This window comes from Rhodococcus sp. AQ5-07 (assembly GCF_009707305.1).
In the GTDB taxonomy this organism is placed as follows: Bacteria; Actinomycetota; Actinomycetes; order Mycobacteriales; family Mycobacteriaceae; genus Rhodococcus_F; species Rhodococcus_F erythropolis.
In genome coordinates this window covers 3,791,533-3,811,529 of the sequence record NZ_CP046099.1, presented here as the reverse complement: position 1 = coordinate 3,811,529, position 19,997 = coordinate 3,791,533, and the positions used below count along the sequence as shown (strand labels likewise).

At 62.5% G+C, this 19,997-nt stretch carries 19 protein-coding genes; 14 read left to right on the top strand and 5 right to left on the bottom strand.

Annotation, left to right across the window (positions count from 1 at the left end; genetic code table 11):
* Positions 1–2 precede the first annotated feature (2 nt).
* A complete protein-coding gene (locus GJB56_RS17615; RefSeq protein WP_397509856.1) occupies positions 3–1,292 on the top strand; it encodes an adenylosuccinate synthetase in 1,290 nt (429 codons plus the stop codon).
* Positions 1,289–1,939 carry an NUDIX domain-containing protein gene (locus GJB56_RS17610; protein ID WP_020909123.1) on the top strand — a complete coding sequence of 217 codons (651 nt, stop codon included), beginning with the start codon at positions 1,289–1,291 and terminating at the stop codon, positions 1,937–1,939. Before GJB56_RS17615 ends, GJB56_RS17610 begins: the two co-directional genes overlap by 4 nt.
* Positions 1,940–1,945: 6 nt before the next feature.
* On the opposite strand, the gene hppD is transcribed toward GJB56_RS17610, so the two are convergent.
* Entirely contained in the window at positions 1,946–3,151 is a 1,206-nt protein-coding gene (gene hppD / locus GJB56_RS17605; RefSeq protein WP_007732631.1) for a 4-hydroxyphenylpyruvate dioxygenase, read from the bottom strand.
* Between the two features lie 234 nt (positions 3,152–3,385).
* Between hppD and GJB56_RS17600 the strand changes: the two genes are divergently transcribed.
* On the top strand, positions 3,386–3,859 hold the full coding sequence (locus GJB56_RS17600; protein WP_044479472.1) for an Lrp/AsnC family transcriptional regulator: 474 nt from the start codon (positions 3,386–3,388) through the stop codon (positions 3,857–3,859).
* Here GJB56_RS17600 and GJB56_RS17595 read toward each other — a convergent pair.
* On the bottom strand, positions 3,847–5,391 hold the full coding sequence (locus tag GJB56_RS17595; RefSeq protein ID WP_019745285.1) for an MFS transporter: 1,545 nt from the start codon (positions 5,389–5,391) through the stop codon (positions 3,847–3,849). The genes GJB56_RS17600 and GJB56_RS17595 overlap by 13 nt on opposite strands.
* A 56-nt stretch (positions 5,392–5,447) precedes the next feature.
* On the opposite strand from GJB56_RS17595, the gene GJB56_RS17590 reads away from it, so the two are divergent.
* The gene (locus GJB56_RS17590) at positions 5,448–6,098 is read left to right on the top strand and encodes a TetR/AcrR family transcriptional regulator (RefSeq protein WP_019745284.1); all 651 of its coding nucleotides are present in this window, start codon (positions 5,448–5,450) and stop codon (positions 6,096–6,098) included.
* Between the two features lie 4 nt (positions 6,099–6,102).
* On the opposite strand, the gene GJB56_RS17585 is transcribed toward GJB56_RS17590, so the two are convergent.
* Positions 6,103–7,248, bottom strand: a complete 1,146-nt coding sequence (locus GJB56_RS17585; RefSeq protein WP_113682549.1) for an adenylate/guanylate cyclase domain-containing protein — start codon at positions 7,246–7,248, stop codon at positions 6,103–6,105.
* Between the two features lie 161 nt (positions 7,249–7,409).
* Here GJB56_RS17585 and GJB56_RS17580 point away from each other — a divergent pair, with 161 nt between their 5' ends.
* Together GJB56_RS17580 and GJB56_RS17575 are read left to right on the top strand one after the other, a co-directional pair.
* The gene (locus GJB56_RS17580) at positions 7,410–8,129 is read left to right on the top strand and encodes a DUF6319 family protein (RefSeq protein ID WP_003940205.1); all 720 of its coding nucleotides are present in this window, start codon (positions 7,410–7,412) and stop codon (positions 8,127–8,129) included.
* A 74-nt stretch (positions 8,130–8,203) separates the two neighbouring features.
* Positions 8,204–8,860 carry a S1 family peptidase gene (locus tag GJB56_RS17575; RefSeq protein WP_007732621.1) on the top strand — a complete coding sequence of 219 codons (657 nt, stop codon included), beginning with the start codon at positions 8,204–8,206 and terminating at the stop codon, positions 8,858–8,860.
* A 13-nt stretch (positions 8,861–8,873) separates the two neighbouring features.
* On the opposite strand, the gene ilvD is transcribed toward GJB56_RS17575, so the two are convergent.
* On the bottom strand, positions 8,874–10,568 hold the full coding sequence (gene ilvD / locus GJB56_RS17570; RefSeq protein ID WP_020970776.1) for a dihydroxy-acid dehydratase: 1,695 nt from the start codon (positions 10,566–10,568) through the stop codon (positions 8,874–8,876).
* A gap of 142 nt (positions 10,569–10,710) precedes the next feature.
* Here ilvD and GJB56_RS17565 point away from each other — a divergent pair, with 142 nt between their 5' ends.
* From GJB56_RS17565 to GJB56_RS17555, 3 genes are all read left to right on the top strand, one after another.
* Complete coding sequence (locus tag GJB56_RS17565) at positions 10,711–11,052, top strand: hypothetical protein (RefSeq protein ID WP_019745280.1); 342 nt, start codon at positions 10,711–10,713, stop codon at positions 11,050–11,052.
* Between the two features lie 103 nt (positions 11,053–11,155).
* On the top strand, positions 11,156–12,844 hold the full coding sequence (locus GJB56_RS17560; protein WP_080909613.1) for an alkaline phosphatase D family protein: 1,689 nt from the start codon (positions 11,156–11,158) through the stop codon (positions 12,842–12,844).
* A complete protein-coding gene (locus tag GJB56_RS17555) occupies positions 12,841–14,115 on the top strand; it encodes an alkaline phosphatase family protein (protein WP_113682548.1) in 1,275 nt (424 codons plus the stop codon). Before GJB56_RS17560 ends, GJB56_RS17555 begins: the two co-directional genes overlap by 4 nt.
* Here GJB56_RS17555 and GJB56_RS17550 read toward each other — a convergent pair.
* Positions 14,112–14,669, bottom strand: a complete 558-nt coding sequence (locus GJB56_RS17550; protein WP_020970773.1) for a TIGR03086 family metal-binding protein — start codon at positions 14,667–14,669, stop codon at positions 14,112–14,114. The two genes, GJB56_RS17555 and GJB56_RS17550, sit on opposite strands and share 4 nt — an antisense overlap.
* A gap of 101 nt (positions 14,670–14,770) precedes the next feature.
* Between GJB56_RS17550 and GJB56_RS17545 the strand changes: the two genes are divergently transcribed.
* From GJB56_RS17545 to GJB56_RS17525, 5 genes are all read left to right on the top strand, one after another.
* Positions 14,771–15,766, top strand: a complete 996-nt coding sequence (locus GJB56_RS17545; protein ID WP_019745276.1) for an aldo/keto reductase — start codon at positions 14,771–14,773, stop codon at positions 15,764–15,766.
* Between the two features lie 45 nt (positions 15,767–15,811).
* The gene (locus tag GJB56_RS17540; protein WP_007732605.1) at positions 15,812–17,083 is read left to right on the top strand and encodes an MFS transporter; all 1,272 of its coding nucleotides are present in this window, start codon (positions 15,812–15,814) and stop codon (positions 17,081–17,083) included.
* Between the two features lie 70 nt (positions 17,084–17,153).
* Positions 17,154–17,582, top strand: coding sequence for a DUF6325 family protein (locus GJB56_RS17535; protein ID WP_020909115.1), 429 nt, complete (start codon positions 17,154–17,156; stop codon positions 17,580–17,582).
* A gap of 24 nt (positions 17,583–17,606) precedes the next feature.
* Positions 17,607–17,927 carry an SHOCT domain-containing protein gene (locus GJB56_RS17530; RefSeq protein ID WP_019745273.1) on the top strand — a complete coding sequence of 107 codons (321 nt, stop codon included), beginning with the start codon at positions 17,607–17,609 and terminating at the stop codon, positions 17,925–17,927.
* A gap of 68 nt (positions 17,928–17,995) precedes the next feature.
* Complete coding sequence (locus GJB56_RS17525) at positions 17,996–19,903, top strand: alkyl/aryl-sulfatase (protein ID WP_113682547.1); 1,908 nt, start codon at positions 17,996–17,998, stop codon at positions 19,901–19,903.
* Positions 19,904–19,997: the final 94 nt, after the last annotated feature.

The window sequence follows — 19,997 nt, the reverse complement described above, 5'->3', positions numbered from 1 at the left end:
ACATGATGGAGCCGTTCGAAGACCGCGATATCGTCGTCGTAGACCTCGGGTTCGGAGATGCAGGGAAGGGGGCAACCGTCGATTGGCTTTGCTCCGATCGAGCCGATCTGAATGTGGCCGCAGTGGTCCGCTTCAACGGTGGGGCACAGGCAGCGCACAACGTGACGGTCGGCGAGCGCCACCACACGTTTTCGCAGTTCGGCTCGGGAACGCTGTCCGGCGTCCCGACGTTTCTCTCGAGATTCGTGTTGGTCGAACCCATCGCGCTCGCACGGGAAGCGCGTGCACTGGAAGCGCTCGGAGTTCGAAATCCGTTCGATCTGATACGGATCGACGCGCGCGCATTGTTGACGACACCGATCCACGTGGCCGCCAACAGGGCCCGCGAGGATGCTCGCGGCGGTAACCGACACGGCTCGTGTGGCAAGGGGATCGGTGAGACCGCGGCGTATGCGCTCGAAGTTGCGAGTGCGCCTACGGTGGGAGACTGCCGGCGACCTGATTCCTTGCGTCGTAAGTTGTCGGCGTTGGCCACATTCTACGGACCGTTGATCGCGGAGAGTCGCCACGGGTTTCCGCCGATCGACGACATGGTCGACATGTACGCCGAATTCGGTGCCGTCGTGGACATCTCCGACCCGGATGCGCTGGGCGCGTTGGGTGCCGGTGGTCGTCTGGTGTTCGAGGGGGCACAAGGTGTCCTTCTCGACGAGTGGCGGGGGTTTCACCCGCACACCACGTGGTCGACGGTCGAGCCGTCCAACGCGCGAGCGATGATCGACGAGTTGGGCCGGGACAGTTACGTACTCGGCGTCACCCGCACCTACATGACACGACACGGAGCTGGGCCGTTCCCGACGGAGGATCCGGAGCTGGCGAAGGTGTTGCCCGAGCTGCACAACGGGACGGGTGAGTATCAAGGCGGATTCCGGACGGGCCACCTCGACGAGTTGTTGTTGCACTACGCAATCGAGGTGAGCGGTGGCGTCGACGGCTTAGCGCTTACTCATCTCGATGCGATGGATCGCGCGCGGGCTGCAAGCATCCCGATCCACGGGGTGCACGCGTACGAAGGATTGCCGTTCGTTCCCGCCGGAGAGTGGAAGGATCTCGATCACCAGCAGGCGCTGACAGATTCCCTGAAAGCCGTAGGGGTCGTGCCGAAGGAACTTCCGGCCGACCCGGAGGATTTCGCCCGGTATCTGAGCGAGGAAATGGGTGCGCCGGTAGTGCTGACCGCGAACGGTGCCGACCGGGTCGATCGTCAGGTGCGATGCCCAGTGCCTGCATGATGGACGGTGTGGACCAGTCACTTGTCTCGATCGATGTCATCGCGCTCCGGTTCGGCAATCCGGAACCCGGGATGTTGCGATTTGCCGTCACTCCGCGGCAAGCGGAGCCGTACACCGGGCAGTTGGCGCTGCCCGGTGTACTGCTGGGCGCCGGTGAGCGGTTGCAGGACGCCGCCAGGCGAGCCGTGACCACCAAGCTCGGAATTCCCGACGAGAAGATCCTCGTCAGCGGTCAATTGACCGTGTTCGACGAACCCAATCGAGACCCCCGCGGTCCGACGCTCTCGGTGACCATGTGGGCAGTGATCTCGTCGGACGAGGTGCCGGGTTCGGCCGAATGGGTGAGCTGGGACAACCCGGGGGACCTTGCGTTCGACCACAATCGGATAGTCGCCGATACCCGCCCGATCCTTGCTGACACCCTGTTGTGGCGAGATCAGGCTTTCACGCGGGCACTACTGGGTCCGTCGTTTCCGGCGTCGTACGCACTGGCCGTGGCGGAGGAGCTTTCCGGTGTGCGTCCGGACCCGGGCAACTTGAACCGGACGCTCAAAGCGTTGCCAGGGCTGGAACGTACGGACGAACGAGTCCGGGTCAGTGCCACCGGGCGACCCGCGGTGGTCTGGGCGTGGACCGAAAACAGCTGACCTACCTCAGAAGTTGCCCCGCGCGGCCTGCTCACGCTCGATCGCTTCGAACAGGGCTTTGAAGTTTCCCAGCCCGAATCCCAGTGAGCCGTGGCGTTCGATGATCTCGAAGAACACGGTGGGACGATCTCCGATCGGCTTGGTGAAGATCTGAAGAAGATAGCCGTCCTCGTCGCGGTCGACGAGGATGCCTCGCTTCTGCAATTCCTCGATCGGAACTCGAACCTCTCCGATACGCGCGCGCAATTCGGGATCCTCGTAATACGAAGCAGGAGTAGAGAGAAACTCGATTCCTTCGTCGACCAGAGCATCGACTGCTCCGAGGATGTCGTTGGTCGCAAGCGCGAGATGCTGAGCGCCGGGACCTTGGTAGAACTCGAGGTACTCGTCGATCTGTGACCGCTTCTTCGCGATGGCAGGTTCGTTGAGTGGGAACTTGACTCGGTGATTGCCGCTCGAGACGACCTTGCTCATCAGCGCGGAGTAGTCGGTGGCTATGTCGCCGCCCACGAACTCGGCCATGTTGGTGAATCCCATGACCCGGTTGTAGAAGTCGACCCACTGGTCCATCTTGCCGAGTTCGACATTGCCGACGACGTGGTCGAGGGCCTGGAAGATTCGCTTGGGCGCGCCGTCACGCTTGCGGTACGACGACGTCCGTTCAACGTATCCGGGAAGGTAAGGGCCGGTGTAGCGGGAACGGTCGACGAGGGTGTGCCGAGTCTCGCCGTACGTCGCGATGCTGGCCAGGCGAACGGTGCCGTGCTCGTCGGTGACGTCGTGCGGTTCGCTCAACACCGTCGCGCCTTGGGTGATGGCGTGTGCGATGCACTTGTCCACGTCAGGGACGCTGAGCGCGATGTCGCGGATACCGTCGCCGTGACGGCTGTGATGTTCGATCAGCGGACTTGCCGGATCCACAGCGCCCTTGACGACAAACCGCACCGCCCCACTCTTGAGTACAAACGCGTGGTGGTCGCGGTTTCCCGTCGACGGGCCTGAATAGGCCACCAATTCCATGCCGAACGCGGACTGGAAGAAATGTGAAGTCTGCGTGGCATTTCCGACGATCCATTCGAGGCCGTCCCAACCGCTCACGGGGAAGGGATCGTGATCGCTGTCGTACTCGACCAAGCCGACCAACTGGCGCAATTGCTCCAGATCCAGGCCGGCCAGCTGTTCGTCGTCGGTGAGAGTCTGTTCGACGGTCATGATGAGTCCCCTCTGAGTGCGATGTACACAGCGCGGTGCTCGAGTTATGTTCGGCACTGCCAGTACAAACAGATAAGTCCTTCAGAGGTTGGGTAGTCAACGGAGGTAGTTGAAAGTAGACACAGCGCCGGAATGCGAAGATGGTGGCACTGTTTTGTAGGCAATTTGCATAGTTAAACGACGAGTGGAGCAGACGTGAATCTCGACGCAGTGGATCTGGCTCTGTTGGACGCGATGAACAAGCACCCGAGAGCCGGTGCGTTGGAGCTTTCGCGTCAGGTCAAGGTTGCGCGGGCGACAGTGCAGGCGAGATTGAAAAGGATGGAAGATGCGGGCGTCATCGCCGGATACGCGCCGCACATCAATTTGGCTGCAGCGGGTTTCGGAGTACAAGCATTCGTGACTTTGCAGATCGCCCAGGGGGCGCTCGACACCGTCACCGCGGAACTCGAGGCAATCCCCGGTGTGCTCGAAGCCTTTGCCACCACCGGCTCCGGCGACGTGCTGTGCCGGATTGCCGCTGCGTCGCACGAGGATTTGCAAGCGACGCTGCTCGAACTGAATCGGTCGGGGATAGCCACCCGGTCGACCAGCGTCATGGTTCTCTCGGTTGTGGTGCCGCTCCGGTCGATGCCCCTACTGCAGACTCTGCAATCGGAGCAGACGACCAAGGCCCCGGCGTACCGACGAGGCGGTCAGTCTCGCTGACGACCCGGAGCCCAGAATCCCAGAACGATCGCGGATACCCACATGATCGCGGCGAGCGTGAGTGCTCCTTGATCCATGCCTTTGATGAAGGCTTCACGGGCGAATTCGGCCAACTGGGCACCCTGCGGCCCGGCTGCTTCGGCGACATGGAGAGCGGCGGCCAGAGAACCGGATACCGGTTCCTTGGCGGGTTCGGGCAGCAAGTCGACCGCGGGCTGGACGTGATTGCCGTAGCCGGCGGCGAGGATACTTCCCGCCAGTGCAACGCCGATGGCAGAGCCGATCTCACGGGTTGCGTCGTTGACTGCTGAGGCAACACCCTGTTTGGAGTCTGGTGCGTTGGAGACGATCGCAGCAGTGGCGGGGGTTGTCGACAAGCCCAATCCGATAGCGGCTACTACCAAGGGGACACAGACTTCGGCGTAGGTCGAACTGGCGTCCAAGCGCGTCAAGAGTGCAATTCCGGTTCCGAGGAAGGCAACACCGGTGGCGGTGAGAGCGCGAAGGCCGATACGCGGAATCAGTAGGGGAGCAACCACGGACAGCGCCATCACCGGCACAGCGATCGGCATGAGGGCGAGCGCCGATTGCAGGGGGGAGTAGTCGAGCACCAGTTGGAGATACTGCACGATCAGGAAGAACAAGCCGAAAGTCGCCAGGAATTGCAGGGTCAGTGACGCTGCGCCGCTGCCGAATGCGCGATTGGCGAACAGTCTCACGTCCAGAAGTGGATGGCGAGTACGTAATTCGACCCAGCTGAATACCGCGGCCATGGCAATTCCGCCGACCAGCAACGCGAGAACTACCGGATCGAGCCAACCACGGGCCGGCGCCTCGATCATCCCCAGGACGAACAGTCCGATCGAGCCGGCGATCAGCGCTGTACCAGGTAGATCGAGTGGAGTTGCCTCCGTGTCCTTCGACGTCACGATCGTGAACGACACCACGAGGATGAGGACCGAGACGACGGCCAGGCTGACGAAAATCGAATGCCAGGACCATTTTTCGAGGAGTAGCCCGGAGACGACGAGTCCGGCGATTGCACCGGACCCTGCGACGCCGGACCAGACTCCGACGGCACGGGCACGCTGCGCCGGCGGGAAACCTGCAGTGAGTAGAGACAGCGTCGCCGGCATGACAAATGCGGCGCCGACGCCGGAGATCACGCGGGAGACGATGATCCACGACGGTTCGTCCGCGAAGACCGGAATCGACGAGCCGGCAGCAAAAACGAGTAGTCCGAACATGAGCAGTTCTCGTCGACCGTATCGATCGCCGAGTGCGCCCGCCGGCAACAAGAGACAAGCCAGCGTGAGCGTGTACCCGTCCACGATCCACGTGAGCTGGCTCTGTGTTGCACCGGTATCACGGGCCAAGTCGGGAAGGGCCGTGTTGAGAGCGGCCATCGCTGCGACGACCAGCGCGACGGCGCAGCACGCGACCGTCAGCATCCAGATCTGTCGGATGGTCCACGTGGACTGTTCGAGCGTCGTATCGCTACTCACGAAACCTCCCGATAGAAACAAGACCATCAGTATCGTTACAAGAACAGCAGTTCCACAACCCCCAAGTGGGTATAACTGAGGTTGTGACGGCGGGAATCGACAAGCAGGAAATCGACAAGCAGGTCAGCGACGAGGATCCGCGTAAACAGCGTTCCAGGTCCAGGTTGCTCGACGCGGCGACCAAGCTGCTGGCAGAAGGCGGCGTGGACGCGGTGACGATCGATGCCGTCACCAAATTGGCCAACGTCGCACGTGCGACGCTGTATCGGCATTTCGACAGCGGCACGGAGTTACTCGCCGCGGCATTTGCTCGCCTCTTACCGCCGGTGCCCGAGATGTCCGGGGAAGGTGACCTCCGCGCGCAATTGCTCGAGTTGTTGACCAGTCAGGCCAAGGCCATCGAAAGCGCACCGATCCAGGTGACGGCGATGTGCTGGCTCGGCTTGGGGCCGGAGCTGAAGGGCTACTCGAGCGTCGACGCGCTGTCGACGGACAAGCCCGAATTGCGATCGCTGCGCCAGACGGTCTTCGAGCAGTACCGTCACGCGTTCGATCGGATCCTGCGCTCACCGGATGCGATCGAAGCGTTGGGGGAGTACGACTACGACGTCGCACTTGCTCAGTTGGTCGGACCTTTGGTGCTCACCAAGCTGGCCACGCTGACGCCTCTCGGGGAGGCCGCGTGTGAGCAGATCGTGGACGATTTTCTGGCTGCACGCGGAGTGTCGAGCTGACAGCTCACGGCTCCAGATTGCGTCGTAGCACGTACTGCTCGAGGCGGTCGATGCCGCGCACTCGTCGCGGACGAAGGTGTCGCAGTTTGAAATTGGCGTCCGAGCCGAGCTGGGTGGCCAGCTCGGAGTCGATCAGCACGGTGCCGGGGCGAGCGGAGCTGGTCAGGCGCGCGGCCTTGTTGACCACCGAACCGTAGAGATCTCCGAAGCGAACCAACGTCGGACCCATGGCCAGACCTACCCGAAGCTGTGGATCGTCGTGATCGGCGAGGACCGCCTGCTGGATCTGCAAGGCGATCTCGGCGGCGTGATGAGGACTCTCGGCGGCAAACATGACCTCGTCACCGACGGTCTTGACCACCCAGCCGTAGTTGCGTCCGATGATTTCGGTGGACGCGGACTCGAACCGCTCGAGCAGATCGTTGAGTTCGGCGGAGTCGAGTCCGCGAGTCAGCGAGGTGTACCCGACGATGTCGGCGAAACCCACCACCAGAACACGACTCGCGACTTCTTCGCCCGGGTTTCCCACGTTGCGGCCCGTCGACGACGCGACGTGACGCTTCCATACGTACGTCTGCAGAGATTCGACAGCGGGAATGATCTCGGCGCCGAGGCTCAGAACGACATTTCTGATGGCGTCGGGTTCGTGATCCACCGAGTCCGCAAGCTGATCGATGATGTGTGTGCTGATCAGCGATACCTGCCACTCCGCCAACCTCGACATCGACTGTCCGAGAGAACGGGCAGCTGCCACCTCACTGTTCTGCGAGATGACGCCTCGATTGACCATGTCGGTGATGGTCTTGAGGGCGTCGGCGTCTTGCTGCGTGAACATGACCGCGTCGGGATCCTCGTCGACGGCAAAGCCCATCGCCACCCACAGACGATCGGCGCGCTCGCGTGTCACCCCGGCGAATTCCGCGATCTGCGACTGTGTGAAGCAGCGCGGTCCGCCGAGGAGGGACTCCTCGATGTCGGCTTGAATCCGGCTGAGCAGATGCGCATCGACATCGACCGGCTCAGCAGGGTGAGGTTCAGCAGCGTGAGATTCAGCAGGGGCGGGTTCGGTGACCTCGTCGATCCACTCTGACTCCGAACTGCTCACCGTGCTCCTTCTTGCCGCAACGAATTTCTGTCCACCATCTTCCACGCGGTGCCCCGAGAACAGTACTGAATTGGCCGAACCGGCTACGGATCCTCGGGCCCAGGCGGGCGGTGAGAGTCAACACGTCGGTGGCTTGTGCAAGAGTTGCCCCGAGAAAAGCACTGTCGATACTGAAATGCACGAGATACTTCTGAAAGGACCTGCGCATGCCACCCCGTAGACGTTCCGGCGCTGCCGCATCAACGCCGGATCACCTCACTGCGGACAATCTGGCAGCGCTCGCCACGGCTGTCGCCGAAGGCAAGCGCGCCACCGTCTATCTGCGCGAGGCGACTCCCAGCCTGGGGATCGAAGCCGGTACCTCGGCGAAAGTCGTGTCGGTGGACGGCAACACCGTGATGATCCGCCCCAAGGGCGTGAACGACGAATTACCTTTCGAGGCAGAAGAATTGCGCATCAACCGCGTCTCCGCGGCACCGGCCAAACCGGCGCCACGGCCCAAACCAGTTGTGGAGTCCGAGCCCCTGATGGAGCCACTCGTAGAGCCTGTTCGACCGAAGCCGCGTGCGCAGCCTGCACCCGCTCCGGTACCGACTACCACTGCTGCCCCTGCCGCGACACCTCGTCCGGCCGTCAAGCGTGCGAAGAAACTGCCGGCCGGAATCAGCGTCACCATCCATGCGGGCGCGGACAACGACTGGAGCGTGACGGTCACACAGGGCGCCAAGCGTCCGGGCAAAGCAGTTCCGGTCGCACCCGATGCAGTCGAGCGAGCTGTCCGCGAGTTGGGTGAGCCCACCGCCATCGAAGCTGTCGAGTCCATCATCGTCGCTGCACGGGACATGGCTGCAGCGCGAGTCGACGAGTTGAGTCGTCAACTCGAGGAGGCACGCAAGATGCTCGAAGCGCTCGGAGCTACCGACTAGAAACGCTGCGTAGGTCCGCACTTTCCGGGGTATGCGTTTTTTGCAGCGGGGAGATTACCGGCGGAGAGATTGTGATGTTGCAGCGAATTGTTTCGGCTCTGGCAGCGTTGGTCTTGGCACTCGGACTCGGGTTCATCGTCAGCAGCAACGCGGTTGCTGCACCCACGCCCATGGGTGGTGGTTCGGGCATCATCATCGACAATCAGCTGGTCTGCACGTTGACCACTATCGGGCACGACAACGGCGGCAGACTCGTGGGTATCACCGCAGGTCACTGCGGTGGTCCTGGATCGTTCGTGATCCCGGAAAGCAACGAGGACGCAGGCGTGGTCGGCACGTTCGTCGAGTCGAACCCGGACCTGGACTACGGGGTCATCCAGTTCGATCCGGGCAAGGTCACACCAGTTCGAACGGTGGGCGCGGCAACCATCACCTCGATCGGCGCTCCGGCCAGCTTCCCGGCTACAGCCTGCAAGGAAGGCCGTACGACGGGCACCACCTGCGGCGTCGTCTGGGGAGACCTGAGCGCCGACGCATCCACCTGGACTCAGATCTGCGTCGACCACGGTGATTCGGGAGCCCCGGTCACGGTCGGCACGACGCTGGTCGCGATGGTCAACGCCTACCTCTGGGTACCGTGCCTGGGGCCGGAACTCGGCACCAACATGACCTCCATCGTGGACACGATCAATGCCCACGGAGGCGTCGGCGCCGGGTACCGGCCCATCTAGCTGCGAGCTGGGATCAGCCGCACACTGCTCCACCCGAGGCTGATCCCACGAGCTTGGAGTACTTGGCCAACACACCACGTGTGTAGCGAGGCGGCAACGGCTCCCAGCCCTTCTTGCGGACTTCCAATTCGGAGTCGTCGACCAACAACTCGAGTTGTCCGGTACCCACGTCGAGCCGGATCTGGTCGCCGTCGCGAACGAACGCGATGGGACCGCCGTCGACGGCCTCGGGCGCAACGTGTCCGACACACAGGCCGGTGGTGCCGCCCGAGAATCGTCCGTCCGTCAGCAGCAGGACGTCCTTGCCGAGACCCGCACCCTTGATCGCGCCCGTGATGGCCAGCATCTCACGCATTCCGGGACCGCCCTTCGGGCCCTCGTAGCGGATGACAACGACGTCGCCACCAGTGATGGTCCCGTCTTCGAGCGCGTCCATTGCGGCACGTTCACGTTCGAAAACCCGTGCAGTGCCGACGAATACATCAGACTCGAATCCTGCCGACTTGACCACCGCGCCGCCGGGCGCAAGTGACCCCTTCAGGATCGTGATGCCTCCGGTCGGGTGAATCGGCTTGTTCATCGCCCGCAGGACCTTGCCGTCCGGATCGGGCGGGGTGATGTGCGCCAGGTTCTCCGCAACAGTCTTGCCGGTGACGGTCAGGCAATCTCCGTGCATGAGTCCCGCGTCGAGCAATGCCTTCATGATGACGGGGACGCCGCCGATACGGTCGACGTCCGTCATGACGTGCTTTCCGAAGGGCTTGACGTCGGCGAGGTGCGGGACCTTCGCGCCGACGCGAGCGAAATCGTCGAGCGTCAGCGGAACGTACGCTTCGTGCGCGATCGCGAGGAGATGGAGCACCGCATTGGTGGATCCGCCGAACGCCATGACCACCGCGATGGCGTTCTCGAACGCTTCCTTGGTGAGGATGTCCCTGGCGGTGATGCCCCGACGAAGGAGTTCGACAACGGCTTTGCCGCTCTCGCGGGCGAATCCGTCGCGGCGACGGTCCGGCGCGGGCGGTGAAGCGCTGCCGGGCAGCGACATTCCCATGGCCTCGGCGGCGCTGGCCATCGTGTTTGCGGTGTACATGCCGCCGCACGCGCCTTCGCCCGGGCAGATCGCCCGTTCGATGGTGTCGACGTCGGCGCGGCTCATCAGTCCGCGCGAGCAGGCGCCCACAGCCTCGAACGCGTCGATGACGGTGACTTCCCGCTCGCTGCCGTCGGAAAGTTTGGCGACGCCGGGGAGGGTGGAACCGGCGTAGAGGAACACGCTGGCGAGGTCGAGGCGGGCCGCCGCCATCATCATGCCGGGCAACGACTTGTCGCAGCCGGCGAGAAGAACCGATCCGTCGAGGCGCTCGGCCTGCATGACGGTCTCGACGCTGTCCGCGATCACTTCACGGGAGACGAGGGAGAAGTGCATGCCCTCGTGACCCATCGAAATGCCGTCGGAAACGGAGATGGTGCCGAATTCGAGGGGGAATCCACCGGCCTCCCGGACACCTTCCTTGACGGCCTTGGCCAGGCGATCGAGGGACAGGTTGCACGGTGTGATCTCGTTCCAGGACGAGGCGACGCCGATCTGCGACTTGACCCAGTCGTCGTCACCCATTCCTACTGCACGCAACATGCCGCGCGCTGCGGTCTTTTCGAGTCCGTCGGTGACGTCACGACTTCTGGGCTTGATGTCGGGTTCGGTCATTTTCCAAGCATAGGCGTCAGCAGGATGTCTTTCCGGCAGACGAGCGACTCGAGTTGCCAACAGACGTCGTCCGTCGTGAATAGACTCGTCGCATCGCAGTCGGGGCTGAGTGTGCAGGTGATTGACGTACAGGGGGATTCAGGTGGAGTCGGAACTGATTTCAGCTTTCGGGTTTGCAGTTCTGGCGGCCGTCTTGACCGGTAGTGGTGTCTTCCTGGTTGTTCTGACGGTTCTGCACGAGATTGCCCGGTGGAAGGGCCGCTTCGTATCGGTGTGGGTGACTTTCTTTGCCGCACTGCTGATACTGCCTGTGCTGTTCGGTGCGTTGATCGCCGGCTATTCCGCGTTCTCCGAGATCGACGGGTCCGAGGCTCTGATTCCGCCGGCGTTCTGGATCCTGATCGCGGCCGGGGGTGCACTCGGCGGTTACATCGGAGTCAAGGTCGGTGTGGTTCGAGGCTCGGCCCTCGACTACCGGTTGTGATCGGGATCGACTCGGTCAAACTTTCAGAGAATCGCAGGCGAAGCCTGGGTGAACATCCCGAAGCTCTCTTGAACGGCCGTTCAGGTGCGGGTTCACTCCTAGCGTGCACACGAATGCCTTCGATCGAATATCCAGACGTGGCCTACTGCAGGGATCGGCGGCTCTCGCCGGCGCAGTAGGTCTCGGTGTCGCTTCGGCGAGCCACGCCGGTGCCGAGGTTCCGGGTGGCAGCCCGGGATTCGCGCACGGCGTGGCATCCGGTGACCCGTTGCCGGATGCCGTGATCATCTGGACCCGCATCACCCCAACGGCAGACGCAACGCCAGGTTCGGGCGTCGGGGCGGCGGTGACGCTCAACTGGCAGGTCGCGACCGATGAGGGGTTCGCGAGCGTTGTGGCGTCGGGAAGTGTTGCTGCTTCGGCAGAATCCGATCACACCGCGAAGGTCGACGTCACCGGACTCGATTCGTCGACGACGTACTGGTACCGATTCACTGCGGGTTCGGCTGTTTCTCCGGTGGGACGCACCCGCACGGCTCCGTCGAACTCGGCAGATCTCGATCGTCTCCGCTTCGGCGTCGTGTCCTGCTCCAACTGGGAAGCAGGATATTTCGGTGCTTATCGCCACCTCGCATTCCGCGAAGACCTCGACGCGATCATTCATCTCGGTGACTACATCTACGAGTACGGGCAGGGGGAGTACGGCGCGCGGAACGGATCCGTTCGCCTTCACGAGCCGGCCCACGAGATCATTTCGCTGGCCGACTACCGAATTCGGCACGCGCAGTACAAGACCGACCCGGATCTGGCTGCTCTTCACCTGAAACTCCCGTTCATCACTACGTGGGACGATCACGAATCGGCCGACAACGCGTACCGGGACGGCGCCGAAAATCACACTCCCGGTATCGAAGGCGATTGGGCAGATCGAAAGGCGAACTCGGCCAAGGCATATTTCGAGTGGATGCCTGTCCGCCCGTCGGGTAGTGGTTCGAGCGTTCAGCTGTATCGACGGTTCCGCTTCGGGAATCTGGCCGAGATCTCGATGCTCGACCTGCGTACCTACCGCGACGAGCAGCCGACGATGAAGCAGGTCGACGATCCGTCACGCACCATTACCGGACGCGCACAGATGGATTGGTTGACCAGCGGAATCGTCACCTCCCCGACGCAGTGGAAGATCGTCGGCAATCCGGTCATGATCACGCCCTGCGTGTTCCCGCCGCTGGAACCGGCGACCACCGCGGCGTTGACCGAACTGGTGGGAGTGCCGCAGGCCGGTGTCCCGTACAACACGGATCAGTGGGACGGGTACACCGCCGACCGCACCAGGCTTTTCGATGCGATCACCTCGAACGGTGTGGACAACACCGTCTTCATCACCGGTGACATCCACACGTCGTGGGCTTGCGACCTACCGACCAATGCCGCGAATTACCCAGGCGGGCCGACTGTCGGCGCTGAGTTCGTCGTCCCGTCGGTGACGTCGCCCAACATCGACGACATGCTGAAAGTGCCGCCGCGCACGGTAACCGTTGCGGCAGAAGAAGCATTCAAGGCCGTGAACCGGCACGTGCGGTACGTCGAACTGGATTCGCACGGCTACGGCGTATTCGAAATCGCCCGCGAAGGTACTCAGATGGATTGGTACTACGTCGATGATCTGACCAATCCGCAGAGCAATGCGCACTACGCCGTGAGCTACCGTCTTCCGGCAGGCGCGGGCAGTAGAGTCTCACCCACCTCGGCCGCCCTCGATCAGGCCTCGTACCGACCAGGAGTCGACCAGTGAGTATCGAAGTTTCGCGTCGTAGCGTTCTGATCGGTGGAAGTGTTGTCGCCGGAACGGCATTGCTCGGAACGCCCGCTCGCGCGAGCGTTCCCACCAGCGCAGGCATCCCAGACCTGGACGTGCATGTCATCGTCGTCGACGGCATGCGTCCGGACGAGCTGCGATCGGAGCTCACCCCGACGCTGACCGGGCTTGCGGCCGGCGGTATTCACTACCCGGACGCCAGCGCCATCACGATCGCGGAAACGCTGCCGAATCACACGGCGATGATGACGGGAGTGCTGCCGGCGCGTTCGGGAGTGCCTGCAAACTCCGTCTACGATCCGTCCATCGACAAGAAGCGTGACCTCGATCGGCCTTCCGACCTGCAGGCATCGACGGTTCTGGATCGGGTGCGCGCCGAACTCGGATTGACCACTGCGAGTGTGCTGTCGAAGCGCTACCTTCACGGGTTGTTCGGTGACCGCGCCTCACTGGTGTGGGATCCCCAGCCGCTCGTTCCCGGCACGGAGCACGCGCCGGACAACTTCACGATCGACGCCTTGATCCGTATCGTCGGCGGGAACTCGCCGCGGCTCTCGTTCACCAACCTCGGTGACGTCGATCGGGTTGGGCACCTGGATCTGTCCGGTCCGTCCATCCGGATCGCTCGCACGGCCGCACTTCAGAACACCGACAACCAGGTTCGCCGCTTCGTCGACTTCCTTCATGACACGGGTCGTTGGAATCGGAGCATTCTGATCGTGTTGGCCGACCACTCCATGGACTGGTCGGAGCCCGCGCGGCTCATCGGACTCGATCGACCGCTGAACGCGGACCCGTTGCTGGCAGGCAAGATTCGAATCGCCCAGAACGGTGGCGCACACCTGATCTACTTCGTCGGACCCGATGGCGAACGGGCGGAAGCCGTCAGCCGGATTCAGCAGATCGTGGATGGTGTGGACGGCGTCGAATCCAGCCACCTCCCCGCCGAATTCGATCTCGGCACCAATGCCGGTGACGTCGTTGCGTTTTGCGCTCAGGGCTGGCGGTTCAGTGATCCGACTCCACTGTCCAACCCGATTCCCGGCAACCACGGCCATTTCGTGACACTGCCCATCCCGTTCTTCCTCAGCGGCGGGCATCCCGCTCTCGACGGTGGACGGAAGATCGACACGCAGGCTCGCACGATCGACGTCGCGCCGACGGTTGCGGCTCTGCTCGGCCTCGGTGCACCTGCCGGCGGCTGGGACGGCGTCGCCCGCACGACGGGCGTGACGCTGAACGTCTAACGAGGATCGCGGCCGGTCAGGGCAATCAGCTTGTCCTGCAACGACGCATCGTCAGGAAGATCGACGGGAGCGGAGAACAGGCCGCTCTCGGCGAGCATGTCGCGCTGCCCGTCGAGGTCGGACCAGACGGCCTCGACGAGGTCTGGATCGAGTCGCTCGTCTGCTCCGACCGCTCGCGCGAGATCCCAGGTGTGGATCGTGACGTCCGAGGTCTGCTGGCGCAGATAGGGTTCCACCTTCACTGTGCCGTACGAGAGGTGAACGTGGGCACTGAGGTCCGTCGATTTCCACGCTTTGATGGCGGCATCGGAGTACTTCTGCCATTCGGTCCACAGGTCGTCCCCGACGGGAACGATGTCCGGTGTCGCCTCGCCGACCGTCAGTCCGGCCAGGAGCGGCGGTACCCACTGCTGCTCCTCGATGACGTGGCGGACGAGGTGTTCGACGTGCCAGTCGGAGTCGGGCGTGGGTGCGTTCCAGTCCTCGACTGCGGCGAGTCGTGAACCGAATTCGCGGTGGGCGGTGAGCACGAGTTCGAGCCAATCGAATGCCATCACTCGAGGGTAACCCGATCAGCGTGACGTTAATCGGTGCGTGAGGCTTCGATTCGGTGAAGACTGTCGAGGTTGTCGCTTAGTCGAATCGAGGAGTTTTCATGACCGTCCCCACCGTCACTCTGGCCGAAGGTCTCACTGTCAGCGCTCAGGGATACGGCGCGATGTCCGTCGCCCCTGTCTACGGCCCGGTGGATCCGGCCGAGGCGCTTGCCACATTGCACCATGCGGTGGACATCGGGATCACGTTCATCGACACCGCCAACGTGTACGGGGAGGGCTCGAGCGAGCGTGCGGTGGGAGAGCTTCTCAAAGACCGCCGGGACGAAGTGCAGTTGGCGACGAAGTTCGGTCTGGTCGGCAACATCGCCAACGGTCAGCGCGGGATCAACGGAGACCCGGCCTACGTACCGCAGGCACTCGACGAGTCTCTGGGACGACTCGGCGTCGATCATGTCGACCTCTACTACTTGCACCGGGTCGACCCGAACGTTCCGATCGAAGACACCGTCGGCGCGATCGCAGAGCAGGTGAAGGCGGGCAAGGTCCGCAACATCGGCCTGTCCGAGGCGACCGGCGATGAACTGCGTCGTGCGTACGGGGTGCATCCGATCGCGGCGATCCAGTCCGAATGGAGCATCTGGAGTCGGGACGTCGAGAACAAGGTAGTACCCACCGCCGCGGAACTCGGAGTCGGATTCGTGCCCTTCTCACCTGTGGGCCGAGGCTTCCTGGCGGGATCGTTCGATGCGGAGACGCTCGGTGACAACGACCTACGCCGACGCTTCCCACGCTTCTCGGACTCCGCGCTCCCTGCTAATCAGAAGGTTCTCGACGTGGTCCGCGCCGTCGGTGAGGAGCTCGGCGCGACGCCTGCACAGGTTTCCCTGGCATGGCTCGATGCCAAGGGCCGTCAGTACGGGTTGCCTTCCGTTTCGATTCCCGGCACGCGGTTCGCTGCACGAGTCACGGAAAACGCCGGAGCGTTGGACATCGTTCTGAGCGAAGACCAGATCGCTCGCCTCGACTCCCTCGCCGCGATTACCGAAGGCTTCCGTTCGGCTGATTTGAATTGGGTCTCTCAGGGCCGCGAATAATCATGTCCTGAGCCTTGCGAAAGACAGGAGTAACATACAGACCCGATGAAAAAAGTGTGGTTGGTCTGGGGTGTCGGTGTTTTTGCCTACGTGATCGCCGTGCTTCACCGCACTTCGTTCGGTGTCTCGGGTCTGTCTGCTGCTGATCGGTTCTCGATCTCACCCAGCGTTCTGTCGAGCTTCGTCGTGCTGCAGATCGTTGTGTACGCCGGTATGCAGATTCCGGCGGGAGTTCTCCTCGACCGCTACGGTTCGCGGATCATGATCGCAGTCGGTGCGTTCATCATGATGTCCGCGCAGTTGGCTCTCGCCTTCACCGAATCGCTGCCCGTCGCGATCGGTGCACGTATTGCCGTCGGTGCCGGGGATGCACTCACCTTCATCTCGGTGTTGCGGTTGGTACCGCAGTGGTTCCCGCCCCGGCAGGTGCCGTTGGTCTCGCAGTTCACGGGCATCCTCGGTCAGCTGGGCCAGGTGATGTCTGCGCTCCCGTTCATGTTGCTGTTGTCCGGGCCGGGCTGGACTTTTGCCTACGGCAGCGCTGCCGCTGTCGGACTGTTGGCGTTTGCACTGGCGTTGAGTGTCATCCGCGACGCGCCGCCCGGTGCCGACGTGGTCGCCGTGCCGGCCGGCGCCAAGGAGATCGGGCGACAGATCAAGACGGTGTGGATGCGGCCCGGCACCCGTCTCGGGTTCTTCAGTCACATGGGGACTCAGTTCTCGATTACGACGTTCGCGCTGCTGTGGGGTGTGCCGTACCTGAAATCGGCTCAAGGCCTCGACTCCACGACGGTCGGCTCGCTGCTGACGCTGTCGGTCATCTCGGCAATCGTGGCCGGCCCGATCCTCGGCATTCTCACCGGTCGCTATCCCATGCGTCGATCGTGGTTGGTTCTCACCATCATGGTGGCCAGCGCGCTCATGTGGACGATCGTGCTTTCACGAAGCGAACCGTCTCCGCTCTGGTTGTTGACGATCCTGGTGGTCGTCATCTCGGTGGGTGGGCCGGGTTCGGTGATCGGCTTCGACTACGCGCGTACGTCCAACCCGAGTTCGGCGATGGGCACCGCACAGGGCATGGTCAACATCGGTGGATTCCTCGCTTCCCTCATCGTGATTCAAGTGATGGGCGTAATCCTCGGACACATGGGCGGGTACACGTTCGACGGATTCCGCGTCGCCTGGATGGTGCAATATCCGGTCTGGATTCTCGGCATCGTCGGTGTGCTCGTCACTCGAGGCAAAGCCCGGCGAGCCCTCGCGGCAGAAGGCGTACACGTACGGCCGATTCGCGAAGTCATTCGTCGCAACAAATAACTCGATCGCATCGGGTAATTCATCCCCTGCGGGTGAGGTTCCCAAGCGTCCGAGCCACCAGGCTTGATGGATGAACGACGCAATGAACATCGGACCGGTCGAGCTCGTGGTGCTGGCATTCCCAGGTTCCACTGTGGATCCTGAAGCCGTCGCCGCGCTGCAAAACGTGGTGGAACGAGGTTTTGTCACCCTGCTCGACCTCGTGTACATCGCCAAGGACGCCGACGGACAGGTGTCACAGATCGACGTCGACGAAGATCTCACAGAGATCGGACTGGCGATTCTGTCCATCGAAGCCAAGGCATTGATCAGTGACGAGGATCTGGACGTGGTCCGTGAGTCACTCGAACCAGGAACGTCCGCCGCAGTCATCGTCTACGAGCAGACGTGGGCGCGTGAGCTCGCGTCGACGGTTCGCGGTGGCGGCGGCGATGTAGTCCTTCACGTTCAGATACCGCGCGAGGTAGTCGTCGCAGCGGTCGAAGCAGCATTTCAGTAGCGACAATTACCCAAGGAGTTCGGCATGGTTTTTCGAGGTGGACGCAGAGGGCGGCCGGGGTTGCTCGGCACGGTGGCGCGCACTGCGGTAGTGGCTGGAACCGCAAAAGCGACGTCCAACGCCATGGATAGACGGAGTCAACGGAAGGCCAGCGAGCAGCAGCAGGAATACCAGCAGGAGTACCAGCAGCAACAGCCGCCGCCGCAGGTCGCACCCGTGCAGTCCGTTCCCCCTTCTGGCGCTGACGATCTGGTCTCCAAGCTGCAGGAGCTGGGTCAGCTTCATCAGTCCGGCGTGTTGACCGACGCGGAGTTCGCCGCGGCAAAGTCGCAGTTGCTGAGCTAGTCCCCGCTGGTTCTTGAAGCCTTGAACGGGTTTACCACACCAGGCAATTGAGCATGAAAGGCTGATCTATGATCGACCCACGCGCAGCATCGGCCGCAATCGAAGCGGCGAACTCCCGAGTCACCGAGACCCTGCCGTTCTCCGACAAGACCGATTCCACCGATGCCGAGCGCGGGTTCATCGGCGCGCTCGATCCCGGCGTGGTAACCGGACCCGACGGAAAAGTGCTGTGGGACAACGACTCGTACTCATTCCTGGATGAAGAGTGCCCGCCGACCGTCAATCCGAGCTTGTGGCGTCAATCGAGGTTGGTGGCCAAGCAAGGACTATTTGCGGTGACGGATTCGATCTATCAGATACGCGGCCTCGATCTGTCGAATATGACCCTTATCGAGGGGGAGAGCGGGATCATCGTCATCGATCCACTGATTTCTCGGGAAACCGCGGCCGCCGGTCTTGCGTTGTATCGGGCGCATCGTGGTGATCGACCGGTTGTCGCGGTGATCTACACGCATTCGCATATCGACCGTTTCGGTGGGGTCAAGGGGGTGACCACCGAAGACGACGTCGCTGCCGGGCGATGCGTGATCTTTGCGCCAACGGGGTTCGTAGAGCATGCCGTCGAGGAAAACGTCTATGCGGGAACGGCAATGGCTCGACGTGCGGCATACATGTACGGGGCGGCATTGCCTCGAGGTCCTCGAGGTGGCGTCGGTGCAGGATTGGGCCAGACCACCTCCACCGGTACACCGACGCTGATTTCACCGACGGTGTCGATCTCGAAGACTGGTCATACAGAGACGATCGACGGCGTTCGGATCGAGTTCCAGATGACCCCAGGCACCGAGGCGCCGTCCGAGATGAACTTCTACTTCCCGGACTTTCGCGCACTGTGCATGGCGGAGAACGCAACTCATAATCTGCACAACCTACTGACACTTCGTGGAGCGTTGGTGCGAGATCCGCATGTGTGGTCGGCGTACCTGACCGAATCGATCAATCGCTACGCCTCACGATCCGACGTCGTGTTTGCATCCCACCATTGGCCGACGTGGGGGACCGAACGGCTCACCGAGTTCCTGTCATTGCAGCGCGACCTCTACGGGTACCTTCACGATCAGACACTTCGTCGAATCAATCAGGGGTGGACCGGTCTAGAGATCGCCGAATCCATCGAACTGCCAACCGCCTTGGCGCAGGCGTGGCACACACACGGGTACTACGGTTCCGTCAGTCACAACGTCAAAGCCATCTACCAGCGCTACATGGGATGGTTCGACGGCAACCCAGCGCACCTGTGGGAGCATCCACCCGTCGAATCGGCCAAGCGTCACGTGGAGTTCATGGGCGGATCGGCAGAGGTGCTCCGAAAAGCTCGGGAATCGTACGAGGGCGGAGACTTTCGGTGGGTCGCGCAGGTGGTGAACTACGTCATCTTTGCTGAACCGGACAACGCGGAGGCCAAGACCCTGCAGGCCGATACCTTCGAGCAACTCGGGTACGGCGCCGAGAACGGCACCTGGCGAAACTTCTACCTCACGGGTGCATACGAACTGCGCAACGGTTCGGTGGGTACGCCCACAGTTGCTGCAGCTCCTGATATCACCGCAGCGTTGTCGGTGAAGCAGGTGTTCGACGCTGTGTCGCTCCGCGTGGACGGAGTGAGTGCAGCGAATTCCCACATCGTCATCGATTGGAACATCACCGACGAAAACATCGTGCACCGAACGGAACTGAGCAACGGAGTGCTGATCCATTTCGACGTGGAAGGTGGGTCTGCAGATGCTGGGTCTGTGGATGCGACGTTCAGTTTGAGTCGTCTCGGCTTACTCGGTGTGCTGCTCGGTGGTGCGGACCTGGGCGCCGAGATTGCGAATGGCAGTATCACGGTGGCCGGCGACCCGGCGAAGCTCGCAGAACTTGCGGGGCACCTCGACGAGCCTGATCCGAACTTTGCGATAGTCACGCCGACGTAGCAGCGTGTGGCAGTTGAATGAGGCTGTATTTCAACGAGTCTCGAGTTCTGGGCGCTCGTGAAGTTGTCCGTTTTGTCTCTGGTTATCGAAAGTG